This is a genomic window from Polynucleobacter sp. UB-Tiil-W10, from assembly GCF_018881605.1.
GTDB lineage: Bacteria > Pseudomonadota > Gammaproteobacteria > Burkholderiales > Burkholderiaceae > Polynucleobacter.
Map to the genome: position 1 here is coordinate 1,858,616 of NZ_JACVPZ010000001.1, position 22,941 is coordinate 1,881,556.

Consider the following 22,941-nt stretch of genomic DNA (forward strand, 5'->3'; position numbering starts at 1 on the left):
AAAGGAGAGTTTGTGCTGAGCATCTTGAAATTAGACGCAGGTGGAATTCCCCAAGGCTGGGTTAATGCAGAAGAAGCCACTAAGCAATACGCCGACAATAGTGTGTTGTGGACTCTAGGCGAACCAATTTTTCAAATGCGTGGTGGTATCTCTCGTGCCACTGGCAAGCAGTCTTTCATCGAGCTGCACTCTATCATTGCAGTGAAAGGTAGCGCAAAGATCAATTTGTTTGATGTGGTACCGGTCATCACTAAACATAAACTTTTTAAGCGTGATCGTGGTCTTTGTGCTTATTGCGGTGATGCCATTCATGAAAACCAGTCAGAGGCAGAACACATCATTCCCAATAGTCGTGGTGGTAAGTACAGTTGGATGAATTTGGTAATCTCCTGCAGGCCATGCAACCAACGCAAAGGTAACCGCACGCCGGAGCAAGCGGGAATGGGTTTGTTATACACCCCTTACTTACCTAGCTTGTATGAAGACATGATACTCAAGGGGCGCAATATCTTAGCTGACCAGATGGATTTTCTAGCTGCAAATCTACCGAAGAACAGTCGCCTCTTAGAGAGTTTGCCCTGAATCTGAAAATAGGGCGAGAACATTTTTTTCATCCGCCCAAGATCAATTCCCTGAGAATTATTGTCGCTGCCTTGCTGTTATCAATAGCAGGTCATCTCATATTATTTTTTGGTTTGCCCTTCATATCCCTCTCCTCAGCACCGCCCATTGCTGATGATTTAATCATTAGGACTGAACTAAAGGTTGAACCCCCAAAAAAAATACAGATGGCGAAAGATTTAAAGAGGCCCCCCAAGCAAACCACATCAAATAGCGCTTCTGAAGACCTCAAGTCCAACCTTGTCGGCCAGCAGGGCGGCTCTAACGATCAATCTAGTGCTGCCTTTAAGTTGCCAGAATCAGGGATCATTTATTACGATTCCTATGTTGATGGGCAAAAGTACCAAACTGGTGAAATTGATTGGATTGTTGAGGGTAATAACTATCGTCTTTATATAAACATTCCTTATGCATTTGTAGGTCCCTTTGTATTTGAATCACGCGGGACAGTGGATGCTTACGGAATCGCCCCCAGTATTTATTGGACTCAACGTGGCACAAAACCACCCCGGTATTCACGCTTTGATCGTAATGAAAAGGGGGAAGGGCAGATGTTTTTCTCTGAAAAACCTGATTTCACCCCTGCATTACTCCCGGGAACTCAAGATCGCTTTAGTCTGATGTTTCAACTTGCCTCATTATTAAATGGCGATAGCAAAATTGATGAGGCGGGATCCATACGAGCAATTCCAGTGGTTGATTACAACACGCTGGAAATGTGGAACTTCAAAAGTTATGGTGAGACAACATCTGAAGACATTCCAAGCCTTGGTAAGGCCGTTAATCGTCATTACGCCTTAATGCAGCGTGAGAACGATCCATATAAGCGTCAGGTTGATATCTGGCTAGCAAAAGACCTAGAGTGGCTTCCGGGTCGTATTCGCTCCCTGGAGTCGAATGGTAGGGTGCTTGAGCTGATTTTCAAGCAAAAGAACCCTGTTCCAGCTGGGACCAGGCCTTAGCCCTAAAACCCAGATCCTGACTTTGGGTTCTGGCTTGGCCTATTCAGCAATGCGCCCATCATTGAATACAGAGCTGCTCCAGACATGGAGACGGCAAAAATCCCTGAGAATGAGATGATGATAGGCAGGATTCTCCAGTGCTCCGAAAGCGTATAGTCACCATATCCAACCGTCGTATACATTTCCCCGGCGAAATAAAAGGTTTGAGGATTGGTGGGAAATACCTTCAAGGCTACGCATATGTAGGCCCAGGCGATGATTTCTATAAAGTGACTGCCAATAATCAATAGAATGGCAATGAAATAGGAAAGAAAGTTGGCGCCATAGATGCGCTTGTTTTCTAGCTTGTGATCTAGCCAATGAAATGCGCCAGCAATCATCAGTACTGCCATGCCATGAAATGTCAGCATTAGGCAGGACAAAATTAATACGATCCAGATCTGACTATTTCCCATGTCCGTATTGATCTCGGAAAATAGCGTGTAAAAGCTTGGAAGATCGGCATTCTGAAATAAATCAATCACAGGGAACTTGTGATCATGAAAGAAGTTCATTGTCATGGGAGCAAGGGTGATAAATTAACAAAAATATCTTGTTTGACATAATAATGATTATGCGCAATCTAGGATGTTATGAGTTTGGCTGCTTAGGTGCTTTAGGACCTACATATGGTTGCTTATAAAGCTTTAACCAACGTGAGCTAAGTCCTTCTACTATCCATGGTTTCTCATAAATTACCGCAATATCTATTGCCGTAAAACCCTGAGAATTTTTCATCCGCAGATCAGCTCCTTTATCAAGCAAAAGCTTAATCAATTCTTCATTTCCCGATTGAACGGACATCATTAGCGGCGTTGTATTACCGGGGCTTAAGGAGTCAATGATCGCGCCATTGCTGATTAAGTATTGCGCAACCTCTAACTGTCCTTTAGCGCTTGCATAGTGCAATGGAGTCCAGCCAATATGATCAATACGAGCATTTCTTTGTTTGATGAGTGTCTTCACTACGGGCAAATTACCCTCAATTGAGGCAATCATGAGTGGTGTTTCTCCATACTTATTCGATAAATCAACATCTGTAGCCTTATTGAATATCAAAAGCTGAATCACATCATCAGACCTATCTTTGATGGCCAGATTCAGCATTGGCTCGCCCTTGGGATCGGTAGTGTTTGGGCTAACGCCTTTAGAAAGCAATGACTTAACGGTGGATACATCATTAAATTTGGCAGCTTTTACGAAATCCGTGATTTGTTCTTCGGATTGGGCCAAGACATAGCCATTTAAGCCAAATAATATACTTAAAACACTAACTAAATATCTAATTTTATTTCTCATGAATAGTTTCTATCTATATGAAAACATTCATAAAAATTACTTGAAGTTTTTTGCGCTAGATCCTCAACGGAGATGCCCTTAAGGTCTGCTATAAATTCCCCAACCTTTGCTACCCATGCAGGCTCATTAGTCTTGCCACGATAAGGAATGGGCGCCAAATAAGGAGAGTCTGTCTCAATGAGCATTCGTTCTAAGGGGACCTGTTTGCAGGTTTCCTGAAGATCTTTAGCACTCTTAAAGGTCACAATGCCAGAAAAAGAGATGAAAAACCCCATTTCCATGGCAGCTTTAGCAACTTCGAAAGACTCGGTAAAGCAATGCATGACTCCACCAATTCGCTGAGCACCCTCCTCTTTAAGGATTTTGATGGTGTCCTCAGATGCTGATCGGGTGTGGATGATCAATGGTTTCTTGCAGGCAATCGAAGCTCTAATATGCGTTCTAAAGCGTTCTCGTTGCCATTCCATGGACTCATAACTGCGTTCGCCCATCCGAAAGTAATCAAGACCCGTCTCACCAACTGCAACAATTTTGCTATGTTTTAGGGCAGTTTCAACCAAAAATTCAAGCGAAGGCTCAGGGGTATCTTCGTAATCGGGATGAACGCCTACTGATGCAAACAGGTTTTGATGATCTTGCGCCAACTTTAGTACATTGGGAAAGTCAGGCAAATCAACGGATACACACAAAGCATGACTTACTTTGGCTGACTCCATATTACCCAAAACCTCTGGCAAACGAGATTGAAATTCTGGGAAGTCGAGATGGCAATGGGAGTCGATGAACATGACTCGCTATTTTAGACTGCCTGAGCTATATTTATGTCCCAAAAATCTGTTGGTATTGAGAAAGCAATGCCTCTAACTGGATTCTGTTGGCTAAAGGGCGATTTTCATGGCGACGGGCCTGAACAAGTGACTTCCAAAACTGAAGTAATTTCTGCACGTTTACCGTTGTTGATAAGCCCAGAAGAGTGGATAAATGCTTAGGGTAATAGCGGGGATTGCCGCCCTGAGTCACGGACTGCAAGTCGGAAACCCAGCGCTGCATGCTGGCCAACAAAAACGAATATTGGGCTTTATGGGTTTTCTCCGCTGTTTCAAGCCAATTCATTCTGAAGCCCTGAGCCATGGCTTGGAGTAAATAACGAGAAGCTTGAATAGCTATTGTTAGCTCATCCTTTTCGTCTTTGTTATGCCTTGCAACAAGAGACTCGAGCACAGAAAAAGGAGCCCCGCCCTGTTCGTCGTAGATAGTCTCAATATCGCCATCACTAACTTTTAGCCCGCTGACTTTATGCAACTGGGTCTTTAACCAAATTAAGCCTTGTTCGCGATCTGGTCGAGGAGCACTCAATAAGCGGCAGCGTGATCGTATTGTTGGTAAAACGCGATCTACACGATCAGCCAGCAATATAAAGATGGTATTTTTTGGAGGCTCTTCCAATGACTTCAATAATGTATTGGCGGAATCTGGACGAAGCATCTCTAAGGGATAAATTAATATCACACGATTTCCGCCGCGGTGAGAGCCGATGGATAAGTTTTCTATTGCGTGACGAGTTTCCTCAATCGAAATATTTTTTTTCTCTTTTTTATCGCTTGATTCACCGTCGTCATCACGGGCAACTTTTCCTTTTTTGGGTGAATCGTCACCCTCATAGTCTGCATGAGGTAAAAGTTTTCGATGTGTTTCAGGCACCAGAGAGATAAAGTCAGGATGATTGCCGGTATCAAACCAATGGCAGGCCTCGCATTGATTGCATGGTTTTATGGCGCTACTAGAGTTTTCGCAGATAAGCGCCTTGGCAAGCTCTAAGGAAAAAGCAAACTTTCCAATCCCGGACTGCCCATGCAACAAAATTGCATTCGGAAAGTTGGCAAAATCCAACCCCTTCCATAAGGGCTCAAGCCATGGTGCTATCTGGTTCTCGTGGCTCACTTACAGCGCAATCTGAATCAATTTCAAGCCATTCCAAATAGCTTCAGGAGTTTGCGTGGCATCAACTAAATGAAAACGCTCAGAATCGGATCTAGCTCGACGCAAGTATTCTTGACGCACTCTTTCGAAAAAATCTAAATCCATCTTTTCAAATTTATCTGGAGCCCGAACCTTTGAACGTCGTGCTTCTGCTACCTCGCCAGGTAAATCGAACAAGATTGTTAAATTGGGCTGCAAGAGCGAGCCGTCAGGACGACCCTGAACCCAACGCTCTAAGCTATTTAATTTTTCCAGACTCAAGCCGCGGCCTCCACCTTGATAGGCAAAGCTGGCATCTGTAAAGCGATCGGATATCACAATCTTGCCCGCTGCAAGCGCAGGTTCAATTACTTGGGCCAGGTGTTCACGCCGTGCAGCAAACATTAATAGCGCTTCGGTTTCTAAATTCATAGGGGCTTCTAGAAGTAGATTGCGAAGTTGCTCACCAAGAGCTGTTCCGCCCGGCTCCCGAGTCATTACCACTTCTTTATTTGGATAACGCTCTTGCATCAGGTTTCGAAACGCATCTATATGTGTACTTTTTCCTGCACCATCGATGCCTTCAAAGCTAATGAAATATCCGGTTTTTGTTAATGACATATTTAAATGAATTTAGTTGCTGCTATTTTTGGGCGTAATCTTGCGTTGATATCGGTCTACTGCTGTCTCATGCTCTTTTAGACTTTGAGAAAAATGGCTACTTCCATCACCTTTAGCTACAAAGAATAATGCATTGCTTTTTGCGGGATGGGCGGCTGCCAAAATGGACTCTTTACTGGGCATTGCTATGGGGCTAGGAGGTAAACCTTTGTGCAAATAGGTATTGTAGGCAGTGTCCTTGCGTAAGTCGGCTTTCCGTAAATTACCATCAAATCTAGGACCAATTCCGTAAATAACCGTAGGGTCGGTTTGCAGCGGCATACCCCTATTGAGGCGGTTAATAAATACGGCTGCGACCATATTTCGATCACTAGCCCGCCCGGTCTCTTTTTCAACAATAGAGGCCAATATTAATAACTCATAGGAGGTTTTGAGGGGGAGTCCCCCTTCTTTCTGATCCCATATTTGGGATAGTTGCTTTTGCATGGCCTGTGCAGCCCTTCGATAAATATTTAAATCGGGCTCATCTGGATCAAATATGTAGGTATCAGGCAGAAAAATTCCCTCATCACTTGGGTAGTTCAGATTGAGACTTTGCAATAGCTCTCTATTGCTCATACCTTTGGTTTGATGAATGAGCACTGAATGAGAGTCAACAATGCTCCGCAGCTGCCAAATAGTCATTCCCGGAATAATTGCGATACTTTCTCTTACCCGATCACCGCGAGCAATCTGCAGTAGAGCCTTCCCAAGACTTCCTCCGCTTGGAAGCAAATAAGTGCCTGGTTTTAGTTTTGAGCCAACGAATAAACTTCTAGCTCCAACTTGCAAGATCAAGCCATTAATTGATAAACCTTGCTCGCTCAATTGAGTGGCAATGCTCGATAAGCTTGATTGCGGATTAATCTTAACTTTGTATAAGGCAGCATTTTCAACATTCGACTTGTTGGGAACCACTGGGATTAAAAAAATGCCCCCATAAAGCAGAACCAAAAGTGCAACAAAAAGGCCTAACCAATACTTCAGGCCTCGATCCTTAGACTTTTTCTTAATAAATAGCGATCTACCCTGAATTTTTCTGCTCATCAGGCTATGATAAAAGGGTCATGACTAATACCTCGCAAATTCAGCAAAACTGGCTGAAAAACCCCTCTTCCCTACCCTGCAATTTGCCGCAGTGGGGCTTAATCGTAGTTGAGGGCCCAGATGCCGCCAGTTTTTTACAAAATCAATTGACGAATTCCGTACTAGGACTTCGGCGTATATTGCCGGGGTCAATTGCCCAAGCTTATGACGCCGTTCGCTTGGTCGGCTATTGCAATCCCAAAGGTAGGTTAATGGCAAGCGCCTGGTGTGGCCTATTTCCTTCCAGCGCAGAATCTGAAGAACGCTATGCTTTATTTATATCAAAAGATATTGCCGCCAGCATTGCTAAACGTTTGTCGATGTATGTATTGCGTTCAAAAGTAAAGGTTGTCGATCTTTCTGCGGACTGGGTAATTTCCGGGCTCTACGGCTCAGATGAACAAATTTCTGATTTTGAGTTTGATGACAGTTGTATCGCCTTGAGAATGCCAGATGTTATGGTGAACGATCAAGCCATTGCACGCCTACTCGTAGCTCGCCATCAAAATAGTTCGCCGAACTCAATCAATAACAATGAAGTTCTTGATGTTTGGAATGCGCTAGAAGTCTTAAGCGCAATTCCGCGCATTGTTCAAGCCACGCAAGAGCAATTTGTACCGCAAATGATCAATTTTGAATCGGTTGCTGGTGTAGATTTTAAAAAGGGTTGCTATCCTGGCCAAGAAATTGTCGCACGCAGCCAATACCGTGGTGCTATTAAGAGACGATTGCAGCTTGCTCACCTGAATGATGTTGAGCCTTGCGATAGTTTTGTCATGCCAGGAGTGGAGCTGTTTCACTCCAAAGATCCTAGCCAGCCGGCAGGAATGGTGGTTCTATCTGCCCGGAGTCCAATTGAGCTAGAGCGGACTGACTTACAAATTGAATGCAAGTTGGAAGCACTTGAAGACGGTGAAATTCATCTTGGTAGCCCCGAAGGACCTGTGTTAAAAATAGATTTATTGCCATATCCCTTGATCGAAATTTAATAATTCTTATGTGCCTTATCCTTTTCGCCTGGAATTCTCATCCAGACTACTCGTTGGTGGTAGCGGCGAATCGCGATGAGTTTTATGAACGCAATACTGATGGTGTTGCATGGTGGCCAGAACACCCCCATGTATTGGCTGGTAGGGATCGGGCTGATGTCTTGGGCAGTCCTGGTACATGGCTTGGATTTACAAAGACCGGAAAATTTGCAGCCTTAACCAATGTTCGGGCGCCTAGTGAAAAAAATCCTGACTCCAGAACCCGTGGTGAACTTTCTTTAATGTATCTCACCGGTCAAGATAGACCTACTGATTTCATTCAAGATAATGCGAAACGTTTTCAGCAATACAACGGTTTTAATCTCTTAATGGCTGATCTGAGTAATCCAGAAAATGCAGAAATGCATTGGGTTAGCAATCGTATGATGATGGGTCAAAGCATCCGTCCACGTAAGGTCTTTCCAAAGCAAGCTCTAGCGCCTGGGGTGTATGGACTATCTAACGCAATGCTAGATACTCCATGGCCCAAAGTAAATCACCGCGTTGCTGCGTTTGCCCAGGCATTGGCAATGGATCAGGGGCAACTTAAAAATGCGGATCAATACTTAAAGCTATTGGCCGATAGCCATCATGCTAGCGATAACGAACTTCCTAGTACTGGGGTAAGCAAAGAATGGGAGAAGGCGCTCTCCCCTGCTTTTATTAAAACTGCCGCCTACGGAACGCGGTCAAGCACCATCCTTAGAGTTCGCAAGGATGGTCAGTTTGAGTTAGTAGAGCGTCGCTTTGATGCATCTGGAACCGTGGGTCATGATGTAGTAACTGGCGCCCTGAATTCGGCGTCTGATTCTAATTTATCTGTTTAGGATTAACTAGTACGTCCATCGTCGTTGACAACGCGTTCACCATCAGCATTGCGGCTTGGTAAACGCTTCAGATATTTAAAAGTGCCTGTAGCCATGCAGCAAACCTCACCCTGATCGTTGTATAACTTAGCTTCACAAAAAGCCATCGTTGCGGTTCTACGTACAGTATCCGCCTTTACTCTCAGTACACCAGTAGCAGCCTGCATGAAATTATTCTTCATTTCGATAGTGACCACACTTCGATCGCTAGGATCTCCAGATCGAGCAGCAACAGCCATAGCCACATCCATCAGCGTTAATAAAACTCCGCCGTGAGCCACTTCCCAGGTATTGTTGTGCTCCGGCCTGAGGGCAAGCAAAATCTCACCCTTACCCATTTCAGCACTAATGCATCGAACCCCTAAAAGCTTTAAAAAAGGAACATTTAATTCCTCGCCTAAATTGGCTAGCTGGGTCTGCGGATTCATTTGGACTTGTTTGTTCATCGTCTAATTCTAAGGGCATGTGCGCGATTTAGGAAATCCTCCTAGAATACCCTTATGGCCTTTATTTTAAGCGGCGATGATGTCTGCCAAGCAACCCTACCTACACCTATACCCGATCCTTACTGGGTTGCATTTTCACCCTCTTCGGCAAAATTAGTAGGTATCACTCTTGATGAAGCTAATTTACCTTTAGATAAAACTTGGCTAGAGGTTTTAGCCGGAAATCAGCTCAGGGTCACAAGCCACCAATTTTTGAATCCGATAGCAACTGCCTATAGCGGACATCAATTTGGTGTGTGGGCGGGACAACTGGGTGATGGTCGCGCAATTTTATTGGGCGATATAGCTGATCAAGAGCTGCAACTCAAAGGTGCAGGCAAAACTCGCTTCTCTCGTATGGGTGATGGTCGTGCAGTACTCCGCTCCTCTATCAGGGAGTTCTTATGCAGTGAGGCAATGCATTCTTTGGGAATCCCCACAACGAGAGCGCTATCGATCGTTGGCTCAGATTTGCCTGTAAGAAGGGAAACCATGGAAACCGCAGCAGTTTGTGCACGATTGGCACCAAGCTTTATTCGGATTGGTCACTTTGAACATTTCGCCGCGCTCCAGAATCATGCAAGATTAAAAGAGCTCGCAGATTCACTGATCCAAAATCATTATCCCGAATCCCTCGAGGCTGAAGAGCCCTACTTGGACTTATTTAAAAGAATCTGCAAACGTAATGCGAAATTGGTAGCGCAGTGGCAGGCAGTCGGTTTTTGTCATGGCGTTCTCAATAGCGACAATATCAGCGCACTCGGTTTAACCATTGACTATGGCCCATTTGGATTTTTAGATCAATTTCAGATTGATCATATTTGCAACCATAGCGATCAAGGCGGACGCTATGCCTATCATCGCCAGCCCCAGATCATGCATTGGAATATGGCCTGCCTAGCTAGTGCCATGATTCCACTAATTGAGCTCCGCTGCGATGAAAAAGAAGCGCAAGAGCAATTACGTGCAGCGATTGAAGAGTTCCCAATCATTTACGCACAATCGTGGCAATCCTTGTTTCGCAAAAAGTTGGGGTTCGTTACGGAACAGGATGGTGACATTACCTTGGTTGAGCGACTATTGCAGGCTATGCATGACTCAAGAGTAGATTTCACAAGCTTCTTTCGCAAGCTTGGTCAACTAAAGACAGATGCGCCTATTGAGCAGATTTCATTGCGAAATGAATTTGTTGACCGAGCATCAATTGATCAATGGTTTTCCGATTATCAAGCGCGCCTACAGAGTGAATCCAGTAGTGATTCATCGCGCCAAAAAGAAATGAATCAAGTAAACCCAAAGTATGTATTGCGAAATCATCTGGCACAACAAGCTATAGAGCAGGCTCAGAAGAAGGACTTTTCCGAGGTAACCAAGCTTCTTAATATTTTGAGCAAACCTTTTGACGAGCAACCAGAGCATGAGTCTTATGCCATGGCGCCACCGCCAAATCTAGAATCAATTGAAGTAAGCTGCTCATCATAAGTTTTTTGATTAGCAAATCATTTTCCCGGGGTAATAATGAAAAAAACAGGTCAAGAATATAAGCACTCATTAAGTGAGATTGAATATCGTGTTACCCGCGAGGCTGCAACCGAGCGCCCTTTTACCGGTAAATATTGGGATCATTGGGATCAGGGTCGATATAAGTGTATTTGTTGCGACACCCCCCTTTTCCTTTCGGATACCAAGTTTGACGCTGGGTGTGGATGGCCTAGCTATAACGCCCCAGAAGTTGAGTCTTCAATTAAAGAAATCCGAGATACAACCCATGGCATGATTCGAACAGAAGTCCGCTGTGCCAACTGCGATGCTCATTTAGGCCACGTTTTTGAGGATGGGCCGATGCCAACCGGATTGCGTTATTGCATTAACTCTGCTTCTTTGAGTTTTGAGCCCAGCATCAATGCTATTCCCTCAAAAACAGAAGAATAAGTAAATAGCTGGATAATCACTTTATGAAATTTTTATTCGACCTTTTTCCCATCATTCTATTTTTTATCGCCTTTAAGTTTGGCGATATCTATACCGCAACCATCGTTGCTATGGTTGCCACCATCGGTCAAATTCTTTGGGTTTATTATCGCCATCGAAAAATTGATGCCATGCAATGGGTAAGTCTGGCGATGATTCTAGTGTTTGGCAGTCTCACCATTTTCCTACATGACAAAACATTTATTCAGTTAAAGCCAACAGCGCTTTATTGGCTATTTTCTGGAGCGCTTTTCATCAGCGCTCAGTTTTTCCAAAAGAATTGGATACAAGTTTTGATGGGCAAGCAAGTAACCCTCAAAGCCGAAAGTGCATATTCAGTTTGGCGTAGCCTGAATATGGCTTGGGCCATTTTCTTTTTCTTTATGGGCGCACTCAATCTTTACATCGCCTTTGAGTATTCAGAAGAGACATGGGTCAATTTTAAATTATTTGGCAGCACTGGATTGTTATTGGTCTTCGTTATTGCTCAAGGTGTTTGGCTCTCTAAACATATGGAGCATCCCAGCGAATGAGCGTTAATCAACAGCGAATTGCAGCATTTGATGAAGACCTACGCAAAGTCTTTCAGGTTCAGAGCTTAAAGATTGAAGATGAAAGCCATCTTCATGCCGGACATGCTGGGGCAGCTAGCGGCGGCGGTCACTTTAGATTGGAAATGACTTCGCCAGATTTTAAGGGTTTAAACCTAGTGGCCCGTCACAGAGCGGTTTATGCAGCCCTAAATAGGCATATACCAAAAGAAATACATGCCCTGACTATTATTGCTTTGGCGCCTGATGAGGTTGCCAGTTAAGGCTGACTTAAAATAATCCCATCCTACAATTTAATTACCTAATTACCATGTTCACTACACGTCAAATCTTCTCATTCAGCATTCTTAGTGCTGCCCTTTTTTCTGCCAATGTGATGGCTCAAAATGCCGTAATTGTAAATGGCAAAGCAATTCCAAAAGCACAACTCGATAAGCTAGTGCAGCGCTCTGGACAACCTGATAACCCTCAGGTTCGTGATCAAGCGCGCGAGATGTTAGTAACACGGGAACTGGTTTTACAAGAAGCTGATAAACGAGGTGTGATCCAAAAGGAAATGGTTCGCGAGCAACTTGAGCAGGCGCGCATTGGCGTCTTAGTTGCAGCCGTATTTGAGGATTATGTTGAAAAAGAAGGTGTGGCAGAAGCAGAGTTGAAAGCCGCTTATGAATCTGTAAAAGCACAATACACCGGCAAGGAATATCACGTAGAGCATATTTTGGTAGAAAAAGAAGCCGATGCTAAGGCCATTACCGCCCAATTAAAGGCTGGCGCAAACTTTGAAGATATTGCTAAAGCCAAATCACTTGATCCTGGCTCAGCAAAGAATGGCGGCGATCTTGGTTGGGTTAGTGATAAAGCTTTAGTGCCAGAGTTTTCCAAAGCAATGGTTCAACTAAAGAATGGTCAGATTACTGATAAGCCTGTGAAATCACAATTTGGTTGGCACATTATTAAGATGATTGATTCTCGTGATATTAAAGCTCCCAGCATGGAAGAGATGAAGGATCAGCTCAAGCAAATGATCATGGCTGATAAGAATTGGCAAAAAGCGAAGTTCTCAGAGATGATGCAAAAACTGCGCACCAAAGCAAAGATTCAGTAAGAAAGAATTCAATACTTTATCTGGCGGGGTAACGGCGAGGCCTGAGTTTTTGGATAGCCATGCCCGCCAGTCCGCATGCAAATGCGGACATCACAAAGACATCTCTTGGCTGTGAAGATTCCCATATCCATCCGGCACACAATCCCCCAAAGGTTCCACCCAATCCGTAAGAAATAGTAGCCATTAAAGCCTGGCCTCTAGCTTGCAAAGGACCTGTAAACCAACGTTGCAGCAGTTTTGTAGCGGCGCTATGGTGTGCGGCAAAGGTTCCAGCATGCATGAGTTGTGCAACGATTAGTATGGAAGTGATTGGTAAAAAAGCAATTAGGACAAAACGAACCACGCCAATTCCAAAGGCAGCCTGCAGGATCACCTCGGCATCAAGCCTACTGAGAACCTTGCTTTGGAAGTAAAAGAAAATGACTTCAGCCGTTACACCTAGCGCCCAAAAGAGTCCGATCTGTAATTTATCGTAACCTAGATTAGCAAGATATAGAGAATAAAAAACATACAAAGCGGCATGCGCAAAGATCATGAAAAATCCAGAAACCAAGAACCACCGAACATCTGGATTAAAGAGTACTACCATGAGCTCTCCTTTGACCAGTTTGCGACGTTCCATTTTCGACTCATGCAAGCAAAAGGTAATTAAGGCTAAAGCCAGCAAGACAATGGTGCCTACAATAGGATAGAGTTCAATGGACTTGCGCTGAAATAACTCGCCTGCTGCAAGAACCATTGCAATAAAACCAATAGAACCCCATAGCCTCAAACGACCATATCGTTTATCAAAGGAGTTGTCTTTGTAAAGTGCATGGATGGTAGCGGATTCACCTAGAGGCATTAAGCTACTAAGGATGGTGTGCAAAACAAACATCCAAATAAAAAATCCAATATAACTTTGCAAAAAATAGACGCATAAAAAAACTACTGCAGCTAAACAGGCGCAGAAACGAATAATGCTGATCCGATTGGAGAGATAGTCCGATAACCAGCCCCAAGAAAATGGCCCAATAATTCGGGTGATCTGCAACATAGACATCAATGCCGCAATTTCAATAACACTAAAGCCCCTCTCTAGAAAAAAGAGGCTGGCATATGGGGATACCAATCCAACATAGGCAAAATATAAAAAGAAAAAGGACCCGAAGGCCCAGCGAATCGAAGGTGTCATCTAATAAACCAATTAGTCGCGGAAAGCGTCAGGTTTCGAAGCTGGGATGGATGCAGTCTCAGGCACATCAGCGCACTGCGCACGATGACGTAGAGCATGATCCATTAAGACAAGTGCCAACATTGCTTCTGCAATTGGGGTAGCACGAATGCCAACACAGGGATCGTGACGACCCTTAGTCTGAACGGTAATAGGCTTGCCATCCAAATCTATAGATTGCTTGGGACTCATAATGCTAGAGGTCGGTTTAATGGCGATCGAGACACGCAAATCTTGACCGCTGCTAATGCCACCGAGAGTGCCGCCGGAGTTATTTGTTGCAAAGCCATCAGGATGTAATTCGTCACCATGATCGCTGCCGCGCTGTGAAACCGATTTAAAGCCAGCACCAATCTCGACACCCTTAACTGCGTTGATACCCATCATGGCATGCGCAATATCGGCATCTAACTTATCAAACAAAGGCTCGCCTAAACCAGGAGGAACATTGCGAGCACGAACTTCTATACGAGCCCCACATGAGTCCCCTGCTTTGCGCAATTCATCCATATAGTTTTCTAGCTTTGGAATGATTTCTTCGTTTGCAGCAAAAAATGGATTTTGCTCAATGTGAGCTACATTTTTAAAAGGAACTTCAAGTTCACCCAATTGGCTCATATAGCCATAAAACTCAGTGCCATATTTCTCGTGAAGCCATTTTTTGGCAATAGCTGCAGCTGCTACAACAGGTGCAGTAAGGCGAGCAGATGAACGACCACCACCACGGGGATCACGAATTCCATATTTATTTTGGTAAGCATAGTCGGCATGACCTGGGCGGAAAGTTTGCAATAGATCGCCATAGTCTTGGCTGCGTTGATCCGTATTGCGTATCAATAATGCAATCGGGGTTCCGGTTGTCTTGCCTTCAAATACCCCGGAAAGAATCTCCACCTTATCTTCTTCTTTGCGTTGGGTAACGTGACGCGATGTGCCCGGTTTACGGCGATCCAAATCCAGTTGGATATCAGCTTCAGACAGTTTTAAACCCGGGGGGCAACCATCAACAACAGCCCCAATAGCGGGACCGTGAGATTCACCAAAAGTGGTAACAGTAAAAAGGAGGCCTAAAGTATTTCCTGACATACCGACATTATGTCATTTGTAAGAAAATGATGGCTAGAACGGGTTAGGAAGCAGCTTTTTCGGTGTCTTCCGGCCAATCGCGGATGTAAGCCTTCAGCATTGTATTTTCGAAGTCTTGGGCCTCTACTACCGATTTGGCAACGTCATAGAAAGAAATAACGCCCATCAACATTTTCTGGTCGACCACTGGCAAATATCGCGCGTGATCCACCAACATCATGCGACGGACTTCATCAATCTCTGTTTCCATGTTGCAGGTCAAAGGTTTTTGATTCATTACTGAATTCACTTGAAGACCTTCAAGCTTGCCATGATGTTTGGCTAAGGCGGCGATGACTTCGCGAAAAGTCAGGATACCTACCAGCTTGTCGTACTCCATGACCACCAAAGAACCAATGTCGTGCTCACTCATCACTAGAACTGCAGTTTGCAGCGCAGTATCAGGGGCTACTGTAAAAAGGGTGCTTCCCTTGACGCGTAATATGTCGCGAACTTTCATTTGGTCTCCGTAAAACAATGCATTTATAGCCCCAATATAGACTTAAGACCTCTTTGAATCAAGGGCTTAGGCGCAACTTTTAGTAACGAATAACCCTAATGACTCCACTGCGGATATCAGGCAGATTGGCCACCAAGACCGCCCCGGTTAAGGTAATCCACCAAGTTAAATAGATCCACATTAGACCCAGAGGGAAGATGGCAAAAGCGCCATAAACCGTTTTGTAGAAGGCTGTATGACTTAAAAAAATGGCAAAACCAAGCTTCATTAACTCAAATGCAAGTGCTGCCACCAGGGCACCAGCAAACGCATCGCGCCACAAAATCTTGGCGTAAGGAAGGATTTTGTAGACAACTGCATAGACAAGAATTGCCAGGCAGATTGGGGTAATCGTTGCTACTAATTGAAAGCCAACTGAAACCGCACTAATCCACCCTTCCGAAGCGCTAAATAAAATACCGCTTAAGTAGATGCCAACACCCAGCAGTATTGGACCCAAGATTGTTGCTGCACTATAAATAGCAACCTTCTTGTAGAAGGGTCGTCTTGAGGTGACCTTAAAGATTTGATTGAAAGCACCCTCAATCACAACTAGCGTCATGATTGTTGTAACGGCAAGGCCAGCTAAACCTACAAAGGTTAAGCCTCTTGCTTGGGATGAAAATTGATCTAAATAGATAAATACCTGTTGGTTGATGCCGCCAGGCATATAGGTATCTAGAAGCCATGCCTTAAAGGCATTTTTTACTTGAATAACGCTTGGAAGATAGCCGATCAGTATGGTGGCAATTGTCACCATAGGCACCATCGATAAGGTTGTTGTAAACGCAAGGCTAGCGGCAATTTGTTTTAAATTTTGACCACGATTGCGCTCCCAGATCTCTTTGGCAAGAGAGAGCCATAATTGGGGGTTACGAATAAGGCGCATCGCCGTATCATAAGAGATCTATATGAGCCAACACGATATTTTAGTTTTGTACTACTCCCGTTATGGTGCAACCAAGGATCTTGCGCGCCTGATCGCCGAGGGTATTGAAACTGTTCCCGGGGCAAATGCCCGCCTAAGAACGGTTCCACCTATATCTACCGTTTGTGAAGCTACGGAAGCAGCCGTACCCCAAGATGGCGCTCCTTATGCCGAATATTCCGATTTACAGGAATGCATTGGCCTTGCATTGGGTTCACCAACTCGATTTGGCAATATGGCCGCCCCGATGAAATACTTTTGGGATGGGAGTTCTTCGGAATGGCTCAATGGGGCTCTGATTGGAAAACCTGCTTGTGTCTTTACAAGTACGGGCAGCATGCATGGTGGACAAGAAAGTACCCTGATCACCATGATGATTCCCCTGCTCCACCACGGCATGTTCCTCATGGGCATTCCCTATAGTGAACCAGATCTCATGTCTTCCAATACGGGAGGCAGTCCATATGGCGTGACTCATCTTGCCCATGCGGATGGACGAGCGCCTATTAGCCCCGAAGAGCAGCGTTTAGCAAAGGCGCAAGGTAAACGCTTGGCCGAAACTGCATTAGCACTCCATACAAATAAAAGGTAATGCAATAAGCATTGATCATGATTAAAAAGATTCTAGAAAAAAATCCTTACCAACTCATCGCTACAGCTGCTTTTATTGATTTGTTTATTCTGTGCGTCTCTTGGGAATGGTTCATTTCACCCCTGCATCCTGGAGGATCCTGGTTGATTCTCAAAGGAGTACCTTTGTTATTTGCTATTCCCGGAATATGGAAAGGCAGGGTTTACACAATGCAGTGGGCCTCGATGTTGATATTGCTTTATGTAACCGAAGGCTTGGTTCGTATTTTGGAAACAGGTGCTAATTTTTGGCTTGCAGTTCTCGAGGTCATTCTTTCAACTGTGGGTTTTGTCTGTTTGCTCATGTATTTGAAGCCGATTAAAAAAGAAGCTAAGGCCTTGAAAAAACTTTCCACAAAGTAAGTATGCAAAACTTTATCAATCAACTATCTACGGTTCTAGAACAAAAATATATTCTGACCAAGGATGAAGATAAAGCGCCTTACTTAACTGACTGGCGCAAACGCTTTATTGGGAAAGCATTAGCAGTTCTGCTACCTTGTAATAGTGCTGAAGTATCAAACATCGTCAAGCTCTGTGCTGAGCATCAGATTGCCATAGTCCCTCAAGGCGGTCATACGGGTTTTTGTGGCGGCGCAACACCCGATAACAGTGGCACACAAATCATCCTCAACCTCAAGCGCATGAATCAAATTCGTGAGATCGATATTGCCAATCAAACTATTACAGTCGAGGCGGGGTGTATCTTGCAAACCCTACAAGAAAAAGCAGTCGAACAAGGTTTTTTATTTCCACTGAGCCTTGGCGCTGAAGGCAGCTGCATGATTGGGGGCAACTTAGCAACTAATGCTGGCGGAACAAATGTACTGCGCTACGGTAATGCACGCGATCTCTGCTTAGGTCTAGAAGTTGTCACTGCCAAAGGCGAGGTATGGAATGGCATTAAAGGATTGCGTAAAGATAATACTGGTTACGATTTACGAGATTTATTTGTTGGATCTGAGGGTACCCTGGGAATCATTACTGCCGCAGTGATGAAGTTATATCCACTGCCGATTTCTCAATGGACGACCTTAGTTGCGTGTCAAAGTATCGCCTCATCAATTGCCCTCTTAAATTTATTTCAAAAACGTGCGACATCTCTATTAACTGGTTTTGAAATGATGACGCAAGAGTCTTTGGATTTAAATGAGAAGCACTTTCCCCACATGGCAAATCCTTTACAGGGAAATCCTCCCTTCACGATCCTGATCGAATTATCCGATCATGAAAGCGAAGAACATGTCAGGCAGCTTCTTGAGACTATTTTGGAAGAAGCTTTTGAGTCTCATTTGATCAGTAATGCCGTAATTGCCAGCAATTTAGGTCAAGCAAATGCCTTTTGGCATATGCGTGAACATATTACGCTTGCACAGGCTGAGGAAGGTGCCAACCTAAAGCATGACATCACTATCCCCCTATCCTCGCTAGATAGCTTTATTAAAGAAACGGATGCATTGATGAGGGACAAGTATCCAGGCGTCAGAATCATTAATTTTGGGCATTTAGGTGATGGTAACCTCCACTACAACATTGCCCCACCCTTAGGTTTAGACCCCAAGATCTTTAATGAAAGCAATGAAAAGCCAATTCATGAGCTTGTTTACGCCCAAGTAGAGCGGTGCCATGGATCCATATCAGCAGAACACGGCGTTGGACAGCTTAAATTGGACGACCTAAGGGCTCATAAGGGGGAAGTCGCCCATGAGCTCATGAAGACCCTAAAAAGAGCCTTGGACCCCCAAAATATCCTTAATCCCCATAAAGTTGTCTCGATTTAAAGAAAAAAGCGGATTTTTTAGTAAATATTTTGTAATTTGTGTCATCTCCGCCCTATTTCCATGCGTTGTAAGCACATGGAGGTGACAAATATGTCAACAAGACTCAAACGTTGGGCCCGTGCAATACAACAGATCGACTTGTCCAAAAGGACGCCTGAAGTAGCTATTGGCTATTTGGATAGCAAATATCGCGATATCGCTTGGCGCTATATCCGTATCCTAGGCTTTGAGCGCACCATTAGCTTCATGGCTAGCAATAATTTTCACCCAGAGTGATCGTTAAAAACCCTAAATAATTGATTTATTTAGGGTTTTTTGTTTTTTCTGCATTGCATTGCAGATTTAGCTAAAGAATTCCTTAGCTTCCGCTATCAATAGCTCTGGAGTCTCCTCAGGGATGTAGTGTCCGCTTGGAACCGCCCTACCGGTGACCACCATTGACACTTCTTTCCAATCCTCTATTGGCTTGAAGCATTTATTCACCAAGCCATGCTCGCCCCACAAAACCCTCAGAGGTATCTTCAATTTCTTGCCCGAAGCACGATCAGCACGATCGTGAATCAAATCAATTGATGCGGCAGCTCGATAGTCCTCACACATTGCGTGCATGCTCTTTGGATCGCTAGCTCCTGCTAAATATTCAGCCCATCGATCTGGTGAAAATATTCCCGTGCCCGCATGACGACCCATATGATTTTTGAGCCAATATTCTGGGTTCGCTCCAATCATGGTTTCCGGAACGGGCTCCGGTTGAATTAAAAAGAACCAATGCCAATAGCCCTTAGCAAATTCCATTGAAGTTTTGTCATACATCGTTAATGTGGGAGATATATCCAAAACCATTAAACGTAGAACACTTTCAGGAAAGTCCATTGCTAGGCGATGAGAAACTCTTCCCCCTCTATCGTGGCCGAGTAAGAAGAATTGATTGAACCCTAAACTCTTCATTAGTGCATGCTGATCTGCTGCCATTGATCGTTTTGAGTATGTAGAGTGATCTACCTCTCCATGGGGTTTGGATGACGCTCCATAGCCTCTTAAGTCTGCAGCAATAACGGTAAAGTGCTTTGCTAATTCAGGAGCTACTTGACTCCAGATGGCTTTGGTTTGTGGGAAGCCATGAAGCAATAATAATGGGGGCCCACCTCCACCGATTAAATAGGAAATCTCAATAGACCCTTCTTCCGAGTCAACGGAGAACTTTTTAGCATCAAACCCAGGAAAAGAAATAGACATCATTCACCCAATAAAAAAGAGTCTCCTAAGAGGCTCTCGTCATTTCGAAACTATCGATTGGCCATTGCCTGAATTTCAGCAACAGTCACATAACCCTTATTCGTAGCATCAATATAGTTAAAGTTGCTGTAGATGCGGGGCATGCATCCCTTGGCCTCTTCCGGAGTTAGCTTGCCATCGCGATTGGTATCGCATTTCGCGAAACGTTCAGCAATCTCTTTATCACGCGCGGCATCATCCGCATATGCCACGAGCGCAATAGATAAAAAAGAGCTTAAGCCAATGGCAATCAATAATTTAGAGAGTAATTTCATATAAATTTTTTATTTACCAGTGGGCGTTGGATTTGCGGATGTCTCCATGGCAGAGCGAACCACCTTCTTGGCCATTGCCACAAATGAATCCGCTGAACCAGAATTTGTTCTGAAAGACTCACCCTGAACAGTAATTAAGCCTTCACCCAGTAACTGTTTAGATTGACTATCGGTAATCTTGCTCTCAACTAAGAGCGCTGGCGTTTTGGAATTCACGCCACCAGCATAAGCAGCTGCATTCATAGCCAAGCCGATTGGAGTGAAATTCCAAGGCTGCAAGCTGTCGGTAGAGCTCTCTGCTCCGGTAATGCCAACTGAAATACGTGCAACACCTGGACCAGGCTGAGAAACGATCTTAATATTCCCGCGCGCATTAACCGCTTCAACCATAGATGATTGCAATGCAGCTTTTGCCTTATTGATGTCATCAATACTTACAGACTTGGTAGCATTTTGATTTAGATAAATTGGGTCCAAGATCACCGCTGAGTAAGATCCAGGATTAACGCCTGAGATGCGATATCTCCACACACGCGTATCTGTATCGTTTGTTGACATTGGCACCAGGAGATTGTAGTCAGGCAAGAATCCTGACCTTGGCATTGGTTGCGTTGCCAACTTAGGCGCATTGCTACACGCAGCTAAAGTGATTGCCGCAGCAAAGGAAGCCAACAATACATTTATTTTTTTCATTCTGATTCCAAGGGGTTGATTGAAACATCTAAAGGACTAAATTGGGTAAAGGACATCATACCTATATCTCATTAGTCTGGTGCAGGGCAAGGCAATGTTCCGCCCGTCTTTTTGTGTATTTGTGGTTTGCAATCAACTGGAGTTTGAGTGGATTTAGTTGGGGCTGCGGGTGATGTTGTTGACGTGCTTGAGGATGCAGGGGCAGTTGCTGTTGAACCCGCAGGAACAGCTACAACCGCTGGGCTATTCGCAGCAGGAGCCGGTTTTGCTGGAGCTAAGCCTACCTCTCTATAAAACGCCTTTTCTGACCCGGGACATGGCATTAATGCCCCTGTTTTTGGATTCACGATATCTTTGCATTGCGGATTAGCCTCAAGACGTGCCTCTAGCTTGGCGACTGAGCAAGCAGATGACAGTAAAACAGCTCCAAGCGCTAGGAAGCAAACCCTGATTAATTTGATATTCATCAAAGCATTCTAAGGCAAAAGGCACGATGCAAATGAACGCCCAGATCTTTATTGGGGCATTCCCAATACAAGGGCTGGCTTAGCCAGCAGGATTCGATCGAAAGACGTGTGCCCTAAAAAAGGTTTGATCTACCTAACTGAGCCAAGATGGTCCATGCAGCGCTTCAAGGGGGTCTCTGAAAAATTTAAATGGGGTTGAGATTGGCGTGCGAAATAATCTGCCAGCCTGAGTCATTTTTTGCCCAAACATCCAAACGATAGTGCAGTTTCGAGGACATTTTTTTACCAAGATAATTCTCTGGCACTTTAATTTGGTAAGAGACAATCAAATTATCTTGTGCTTGCGTGACTTTAATGTTCGCCAGCTCATAGTTACCCAACTTCTCCGCTTTAATAATGGCCATATTGAGGGCTAAATCTTGGGCCCCTTTTGTATTGATGGATTGAAAGGCGGGAGACATGATTTTTGTCAAACCGGCTATATCCTGATTTTTTTGCTGATCCCACCAAAGTCTTTCGAGACGTTCGCCCTCGGCCTGAGGATTTAAAGCTGGCTGAGCAAATGCGGAGAATGCGATGCAAAGACCAAAGCAAAGGGATGTAATGTATTTCATAAGTAGGTACCTTAAATTTAATTGAGTTTTGCGCAAGACTCAGGCTTTATTTGATCGGGCTTCTGCTCGCCCAAATAAATACCTATGATCTTGACGGGATTTTTTCCGGCTACTTTACCCACGTGACACCATTCAATAGCTTCGATATAGGAAGTGCCTGGTTTAAAGATTTTCTTACCCTTGCTACCGTAATCAACCTCTAAATCACCAGAGACTACATATATGAATAATGGAATGGCATGCTTATGTATGGAGGTTTGTTTGCCTGCTGGAATTAAAATATCAAATGCCTTGATCAATGGCTGCCCTGCTGGGTATTTAAAATCTTGCCCCAAAATAGTTTTGGGCGATTGTTCAATCGGAATTATTGACGCCTCAATATCCTCGTAAGGATTGCTTCCATCAACGTGCGTTAAGGCTGCTGCATGAGATGAAAATACTGCAACAGTCGTGAGGAATAAGAGCTTAAATAAATTTTGCATAAATTGGTTATTTTTCATTCAGGGCGCCTTCTAATTTCTTTTGCAATAGGTTCTAAGTTGTCCATAAAACTAATGCTAACTATTATGTCTTTATTTAGGGATAGATGCTTTTCGTGAAAATTTCAAAATTATTTTGATGAGCGGCATTCAATATGTGCCTTTGAATGCTCCATAAGAGGTCAATCTCAGCGCTTAACCCTATCTACATCTTGAATAGATAAGCAAATTAGTGAAAGTTACCTGGTTATGAGCGCTGCCCCTACCAATCCGACATGGAAACAAATTCAGTCTCAAGATTAGAGAATGACTGCACATCATAAATTTCAA

General features: G+C 44.2%; 30 protein-coding genes. 13 read left to right on the plus strand and 17 right to left on the minus strand.

The features are described 5' to 3' along the window. The first annotated feature begins 12 nt into the window (after positions 1-12). Both ICN33_RS09495 and ICN33_RS09500 read left to right on the plus strand, forming a co-directional pair. Positions 13-582: an HNH endonuclease gene (locus ICN33_RS09495; protein WP_216196337.1), complete on the plus strand. Its 570-nt coding sequence runs from the start codon at positions 13-15 to the stop codon at positions 580-582. Positions 583-788: 206 nt separating this feature from the next. After that, positions 789-1,583, plus strand: a complete 795-nt coding sequence (locus ICN33_RS09500) for a DUF3108 domain-containing protein (RefSeq protein WP_255530793.1) — start codon at positions 789-791, stop codon at positions 1,581-1,583. A 2-nt stretch (positions 1,584-1,585) separates the two neighbouring features. Here the strand turns inward: ICN33_RS09500 and ICN33_RS09505 are convergent, their stop codons facing one another. The 6 genes from ICN33_RS09505 to mltG form a co-directional block, all read right to left on the minus strand. Continuing rightward, complete coding sequence (locus tag ICN33_RS09505) at positions 1,586-2,143, minus strand: ion channel (protein WP_255530794.1); 558 nt, start codon at positions 2,141-2,143, stop codon at positions 1,586-1,588. Between the two features lie 70 nt (positions 2,144-2,213). Next, positions 2,214-2,921, minus strand: coding sequence for an ankyrin repeat domain-containing protein (locus ICN33_RS09510; protein WP_216196338.1), 708 nt, complete (start codon positions 2,919-2,921; stop codon positions 2,214-2,216). After that, a complete protein-coding gene (locus ICN33_RS09515; RefSeq protein ID WP_216196339.1) occupies positions 2,918-3,709 on the minus strand; it encodes a TatD family hydrolase in 792 nt (263 codons plus the stop codon). Before ICN33_RS09515 ends, ICN33_RS09510 begins: the two co-directional genes overlap by 4 nt. 31 nt (positions 3,710-3,740) lie before the next feature. Then, complete coding sequence (locus tag ICN33_RS09520) at positions 3,741-4,862, minus strand: DNA polymerase III subunit delta' (protein WP_216196340.1); 1,122 nt, start codon at positions 4,860-4,862, stop codon at positions 3,741-3,743. After that, the gene (tmk, locus tag ICN33_RS09525; RefSeq protein WP_216196341.1) at positions 4,863-5,501 is read right to left on the minus strand and encodes a dTMP kinase; all 639 of its coding nucleotides are present in this window, start codon (positions 5,499-5,501) and stop codon (positions 4,863-4,865) included. Positions 5,502-5,513: 12 nt separating this feature from the next. Then, a complete protein-coding gene (gene mltG, locus ICN33_RS09530) occupies positions 5,514-6,587 on the minus strand; it encodes an endolytic transglycosylase MltG (RefSeq protein ID WP_216196342.1) in 1,074 nt (357 codons plus the stop codon). A gap of 20 nt (positions 6,588-6,607) precedes the next feature. On the opposite strand from mltG, the gene ICN33_RS09535 reads away from it, so the two are divergent. Together ICN33_RS09535 and ICN33_RS09540 are read left to right on the plus strand one after the other, a co-directional pair. Then, entirely contained in the window at positions 6,608-7,615 is a 1,008-nt protein-coding gene (locus ICN33_RS09535; RefSeq protein WP_216196343.1) for a folate-binding protein YgfZ, read from the plus strand. Positions 7,616-7,623: 8 nt separating this feature from the next. After that, positions 7,624-8,481, plus strand: a complete 858-nt coding sequence (locus ICN33_RS09540; protein WP_216196344.1) for an NRDE family protein — start codon at positions 7,624-7,626, stop codon at positions 8,479-8,481. A 2-nt stretch (positions 8,482-8,483) separates the two neighbouring features. Here the strand turns inward: ICN33_RS09540 and ICN33_RS09545 are convergent, their stop codons facing one another. Further along, the gene (locus ICN33_RS09545; protein ID WP_216196345.1) at positions 8,484-8,966 is read right to left on the minus strand and encodes a PaaI family thioesterase; all 483 of its coding nucleotides are present in this window, start codon (positions 8,964-8,966) and stop codon (positions 8,484-8,486) included. Between the two features lie 54 nt (positions 8,967-9,020). Between ICN33_RS09545 and ICN33_RS09550 the strand changes: the two genes are divergently transcribed. The 5 genes from ICN33_RS09550 to ICN33_RS09570 are packed head-to-tail and all read left to right on the plus strand — an operon-like array spanning position 9,021 to position 12,632. Further along, positions 9,021-10,487, plus strand: a complete 1,467-nt coding sequence (locus ICN33_RS09550; RefSeq protein ID WP_216196346.1) for a YdiU family protein — start codon at positions 9,021-9,023, stop codon at positions 10,485-10,487. A 36-nt stretch (positions 10,488-10,523) separates the two neighbouring features. Continuing rightward, positions 10,524-10,937, plus strand: coding sequence for a peptide-methionine (R)-S-oxide reductase MsrB (gene msrB / locus ICN33_RS09555; protein ID WP_216196347.1), 414 nt, complete (start codon positions 10,524-10,526; stop codon positions 10,935-10,937). A 23-nt stretch (positions 10,938-10,960) separates the two neighbouring features. Then, entirely contained in the window at positions 10,961-11,509 is a 549-nt protein-coding gene (locus ICN33_RS09560) for a septation protein A (protein WP_216196348.1), read from the plus strand. Next, positions 11,506-11,790: a BolA family transcriptional regulator gene (locus ICN33_RS09565; protein WP_216196349.1), complete on the plus strand. Its 285-nt coding sequence runs from the start codon at positions 11,506-11,508 to the stop codon at positions 11,788-11,790. The genes ICN33_RS09560 and ICN33_RS09565 overlap by 4 nt, the downstream gene beginning before the upstream one ends. Positions 11,791-11,837: 47 nt before the next feature. Further along, a complete protein-coding gene (locus ICN33_RS09570; RefSeq protein WP_216196350.1) occupies positions 11,838-12,632 on the plus strand; it encodes a peptidylprolyl isomerase in 795 nt (264 codons plus the stop codon). Between the two features lie 16 nt (positions 12,633-12,648). Here the strand turns inward: ICN33_RS09570 and ICN33_RS09575 are convergent, their stop codons facing one another. The 4 genes from ICN33_RS09575 to ICN33_RS09590 form a co-directional block, all read right to left on the minus strand. Further along, a complete protein-coding gene (locus ICN33_RS09575) occupies positions 12,649-13,806 on the minus strand; it encodes an MFS transporter (protein WP_216196351.1) in 1,158 nt (385 codons plus the stop codon). A gap of 12 nt (positions 13,807-13,818) precedes the next feature. Next, entirely contained in the window at positions 13,819-14,931 is a 1,113-nt protein-coding gene (gene aroC / locus ICN33_RS09580) for a chorismate synthase (protein ID WP_216196352.1), read from the minus strand. A 43-nt stretch (positions 14,932-14,974) separates the two neighbouring features. Continuing rightward, entirely contained in the window at positions 14,975-15,430 is a 456-nt protein-coding gene (locus ICN33_RS09585; RefSeq protein ID WP_216196353.1) for a CBS domain-containing protein, read from the minus strand. 79 nt (positions 15,431-15,509) lie between these two features. Beyond that, positions 15,510-16,358: a YhjD/YihY/BrkB family envelope integrity protein gene (locus tag ICN33_RS09590; RefSeq protein WP_216196354.1), complete on the minus strand. Its 849-nt coding sequence runs from the start codon at positions 16,356-16,358 to the stop codon at positions 15,510-15,512. A 22-nt stretch (positions 16,359-16,380) separates the two neighbouring features. Between ICN33_RS09590 and wrbA the strand changes: the two genes are divergently transcribed. The 4 genes from wrbA to ICN33_RS09610 all read left to right on the plus strand — a co-directional run bounded on the left by wrbA (position 16,381) and on the right by ICN33_RS09610 (position 19,084). Continuing rightward, on the plus strand, positions 16,381-16,989 hold the full coding sequence (wrbA, locus tag ICN33_RS09595) for an NAD(P)H:quinone oxidoreductase (RefSeq protein WP_216196355.1): 609 nt from the start codon (positions 16,381-16,383) through the stop codon (positions 16,987-16,989). Positions 16,990-17,006: 17 nt separating this feature from the next. Next, positions 17,007-17,390, plus strand: coding sequence for a DUF2069 domain-containing protein (locus ICN33_RS09600; RefSeq protein WP_216196356.1), 384 nt, complete (start codon positions 17,007-17,009; stop codon positions 17,388-17,390). 2 nt (positions 17,391-17,392) lie between these two features. Next, on the plus strand, positions 17,393-18,808 hold the full coding sequence (locus tag ICN33_RS09605; protein ID WP_216196357.1) for an FAD-binding oxidoreductase: 1,416 nt from the start codon (positions 17,393-17,395) through the stop codon (positions 18,806-18,808). A gap of 90 nt (positions 18,809-18,898) precedes the next feature. Next, the gene (locus ICN33_RS09610) at positions 18,899-19,084 is read left to right on the plus strand and encodes a hypothetical protein (RefSeq protein ID WP_015420997.1); all 186 of its coding nucleotides are present in this window, start codon (positions 18,899-18,901) and stop codon (positions 19,082-19,084) included. A gap of 66 nt (positions 19,085-19,150) precedes the next feature. Here ICN33_RS09610 and ICN33_RS09615 read toward each other — a convergent pair whose 3' ends face one another. From ICN33_RS09615 to ICN33_RS09640, 6 genes are all read right to left on the minus strand, one after another. Then, positions 19,151-20,044, minus strand: coding sequence for an alpha/beta fold hydrolase (locus ICN33_RS09615; protein ID WP_216196628.1), 894 nt, complete (start codon positions 20,042-20,044; stop codon positions 19,151-19,153). A 50-nt stretch (positions 20,045-20,094) separates the two neighbouring features. Next, positions 20,095-20,358: a hypothetical protein gene (locus tag ICN33_RS09620; RefSeq protein WP_216196358.1), complete on the minus strand. Its 264-nt coding sequence runs from the start codon at positions 20,356-20,358 to the stop codon at positions 20,095-20,097. Between the two features lie 9 nt (positions 20,359-20,367). Beyond that, entirely contained in the window at positions 20,368-21,051 is a 684-nt protein-coding gene (locus tag ICN33_RS09625; RefSeq protein WP_216196359.1) for a DUF3313 domain-containing protein, read from the minus strand. 71 nt (positions 21,052-21,122) lie between these two features. Beyond that, positions 21,123-21,518, minus strand: a complete 396-nt coding sequence (locus ICN33_RS09630; protein WP_216196360.1) for a hypothetical protein — start codon at positions 21,516-21,518, stop codon at positions 21,123-21,125. Between the two features lie 185 nt (positions 21,519-21,703). Further along, a complete protein-coding gene (locus ICN33_RS09635) occupies positions 21,704-22,132 on the minus strand; it encodes a nuclear transport factor 2 family protein (RefSeq protein ID WP_216196361.1) in 429 nt (142 codons plus the stop codon). A 17-nt stretch (positions 22,133-22,149) separates the two neighbouring features. After that, positions 22,150-22,632: a cupin domain-containing protein gene (locus ICN33_RS09640; protein WP_216196362.1), complete on the minus strand. Its 483-nt coding sequence runs from the start codon at positions 22,630-22,632 to the stop codon at positions 22,150-22,152. Positions 22,633-22,941: the final 309 nt, after the last annotated feature.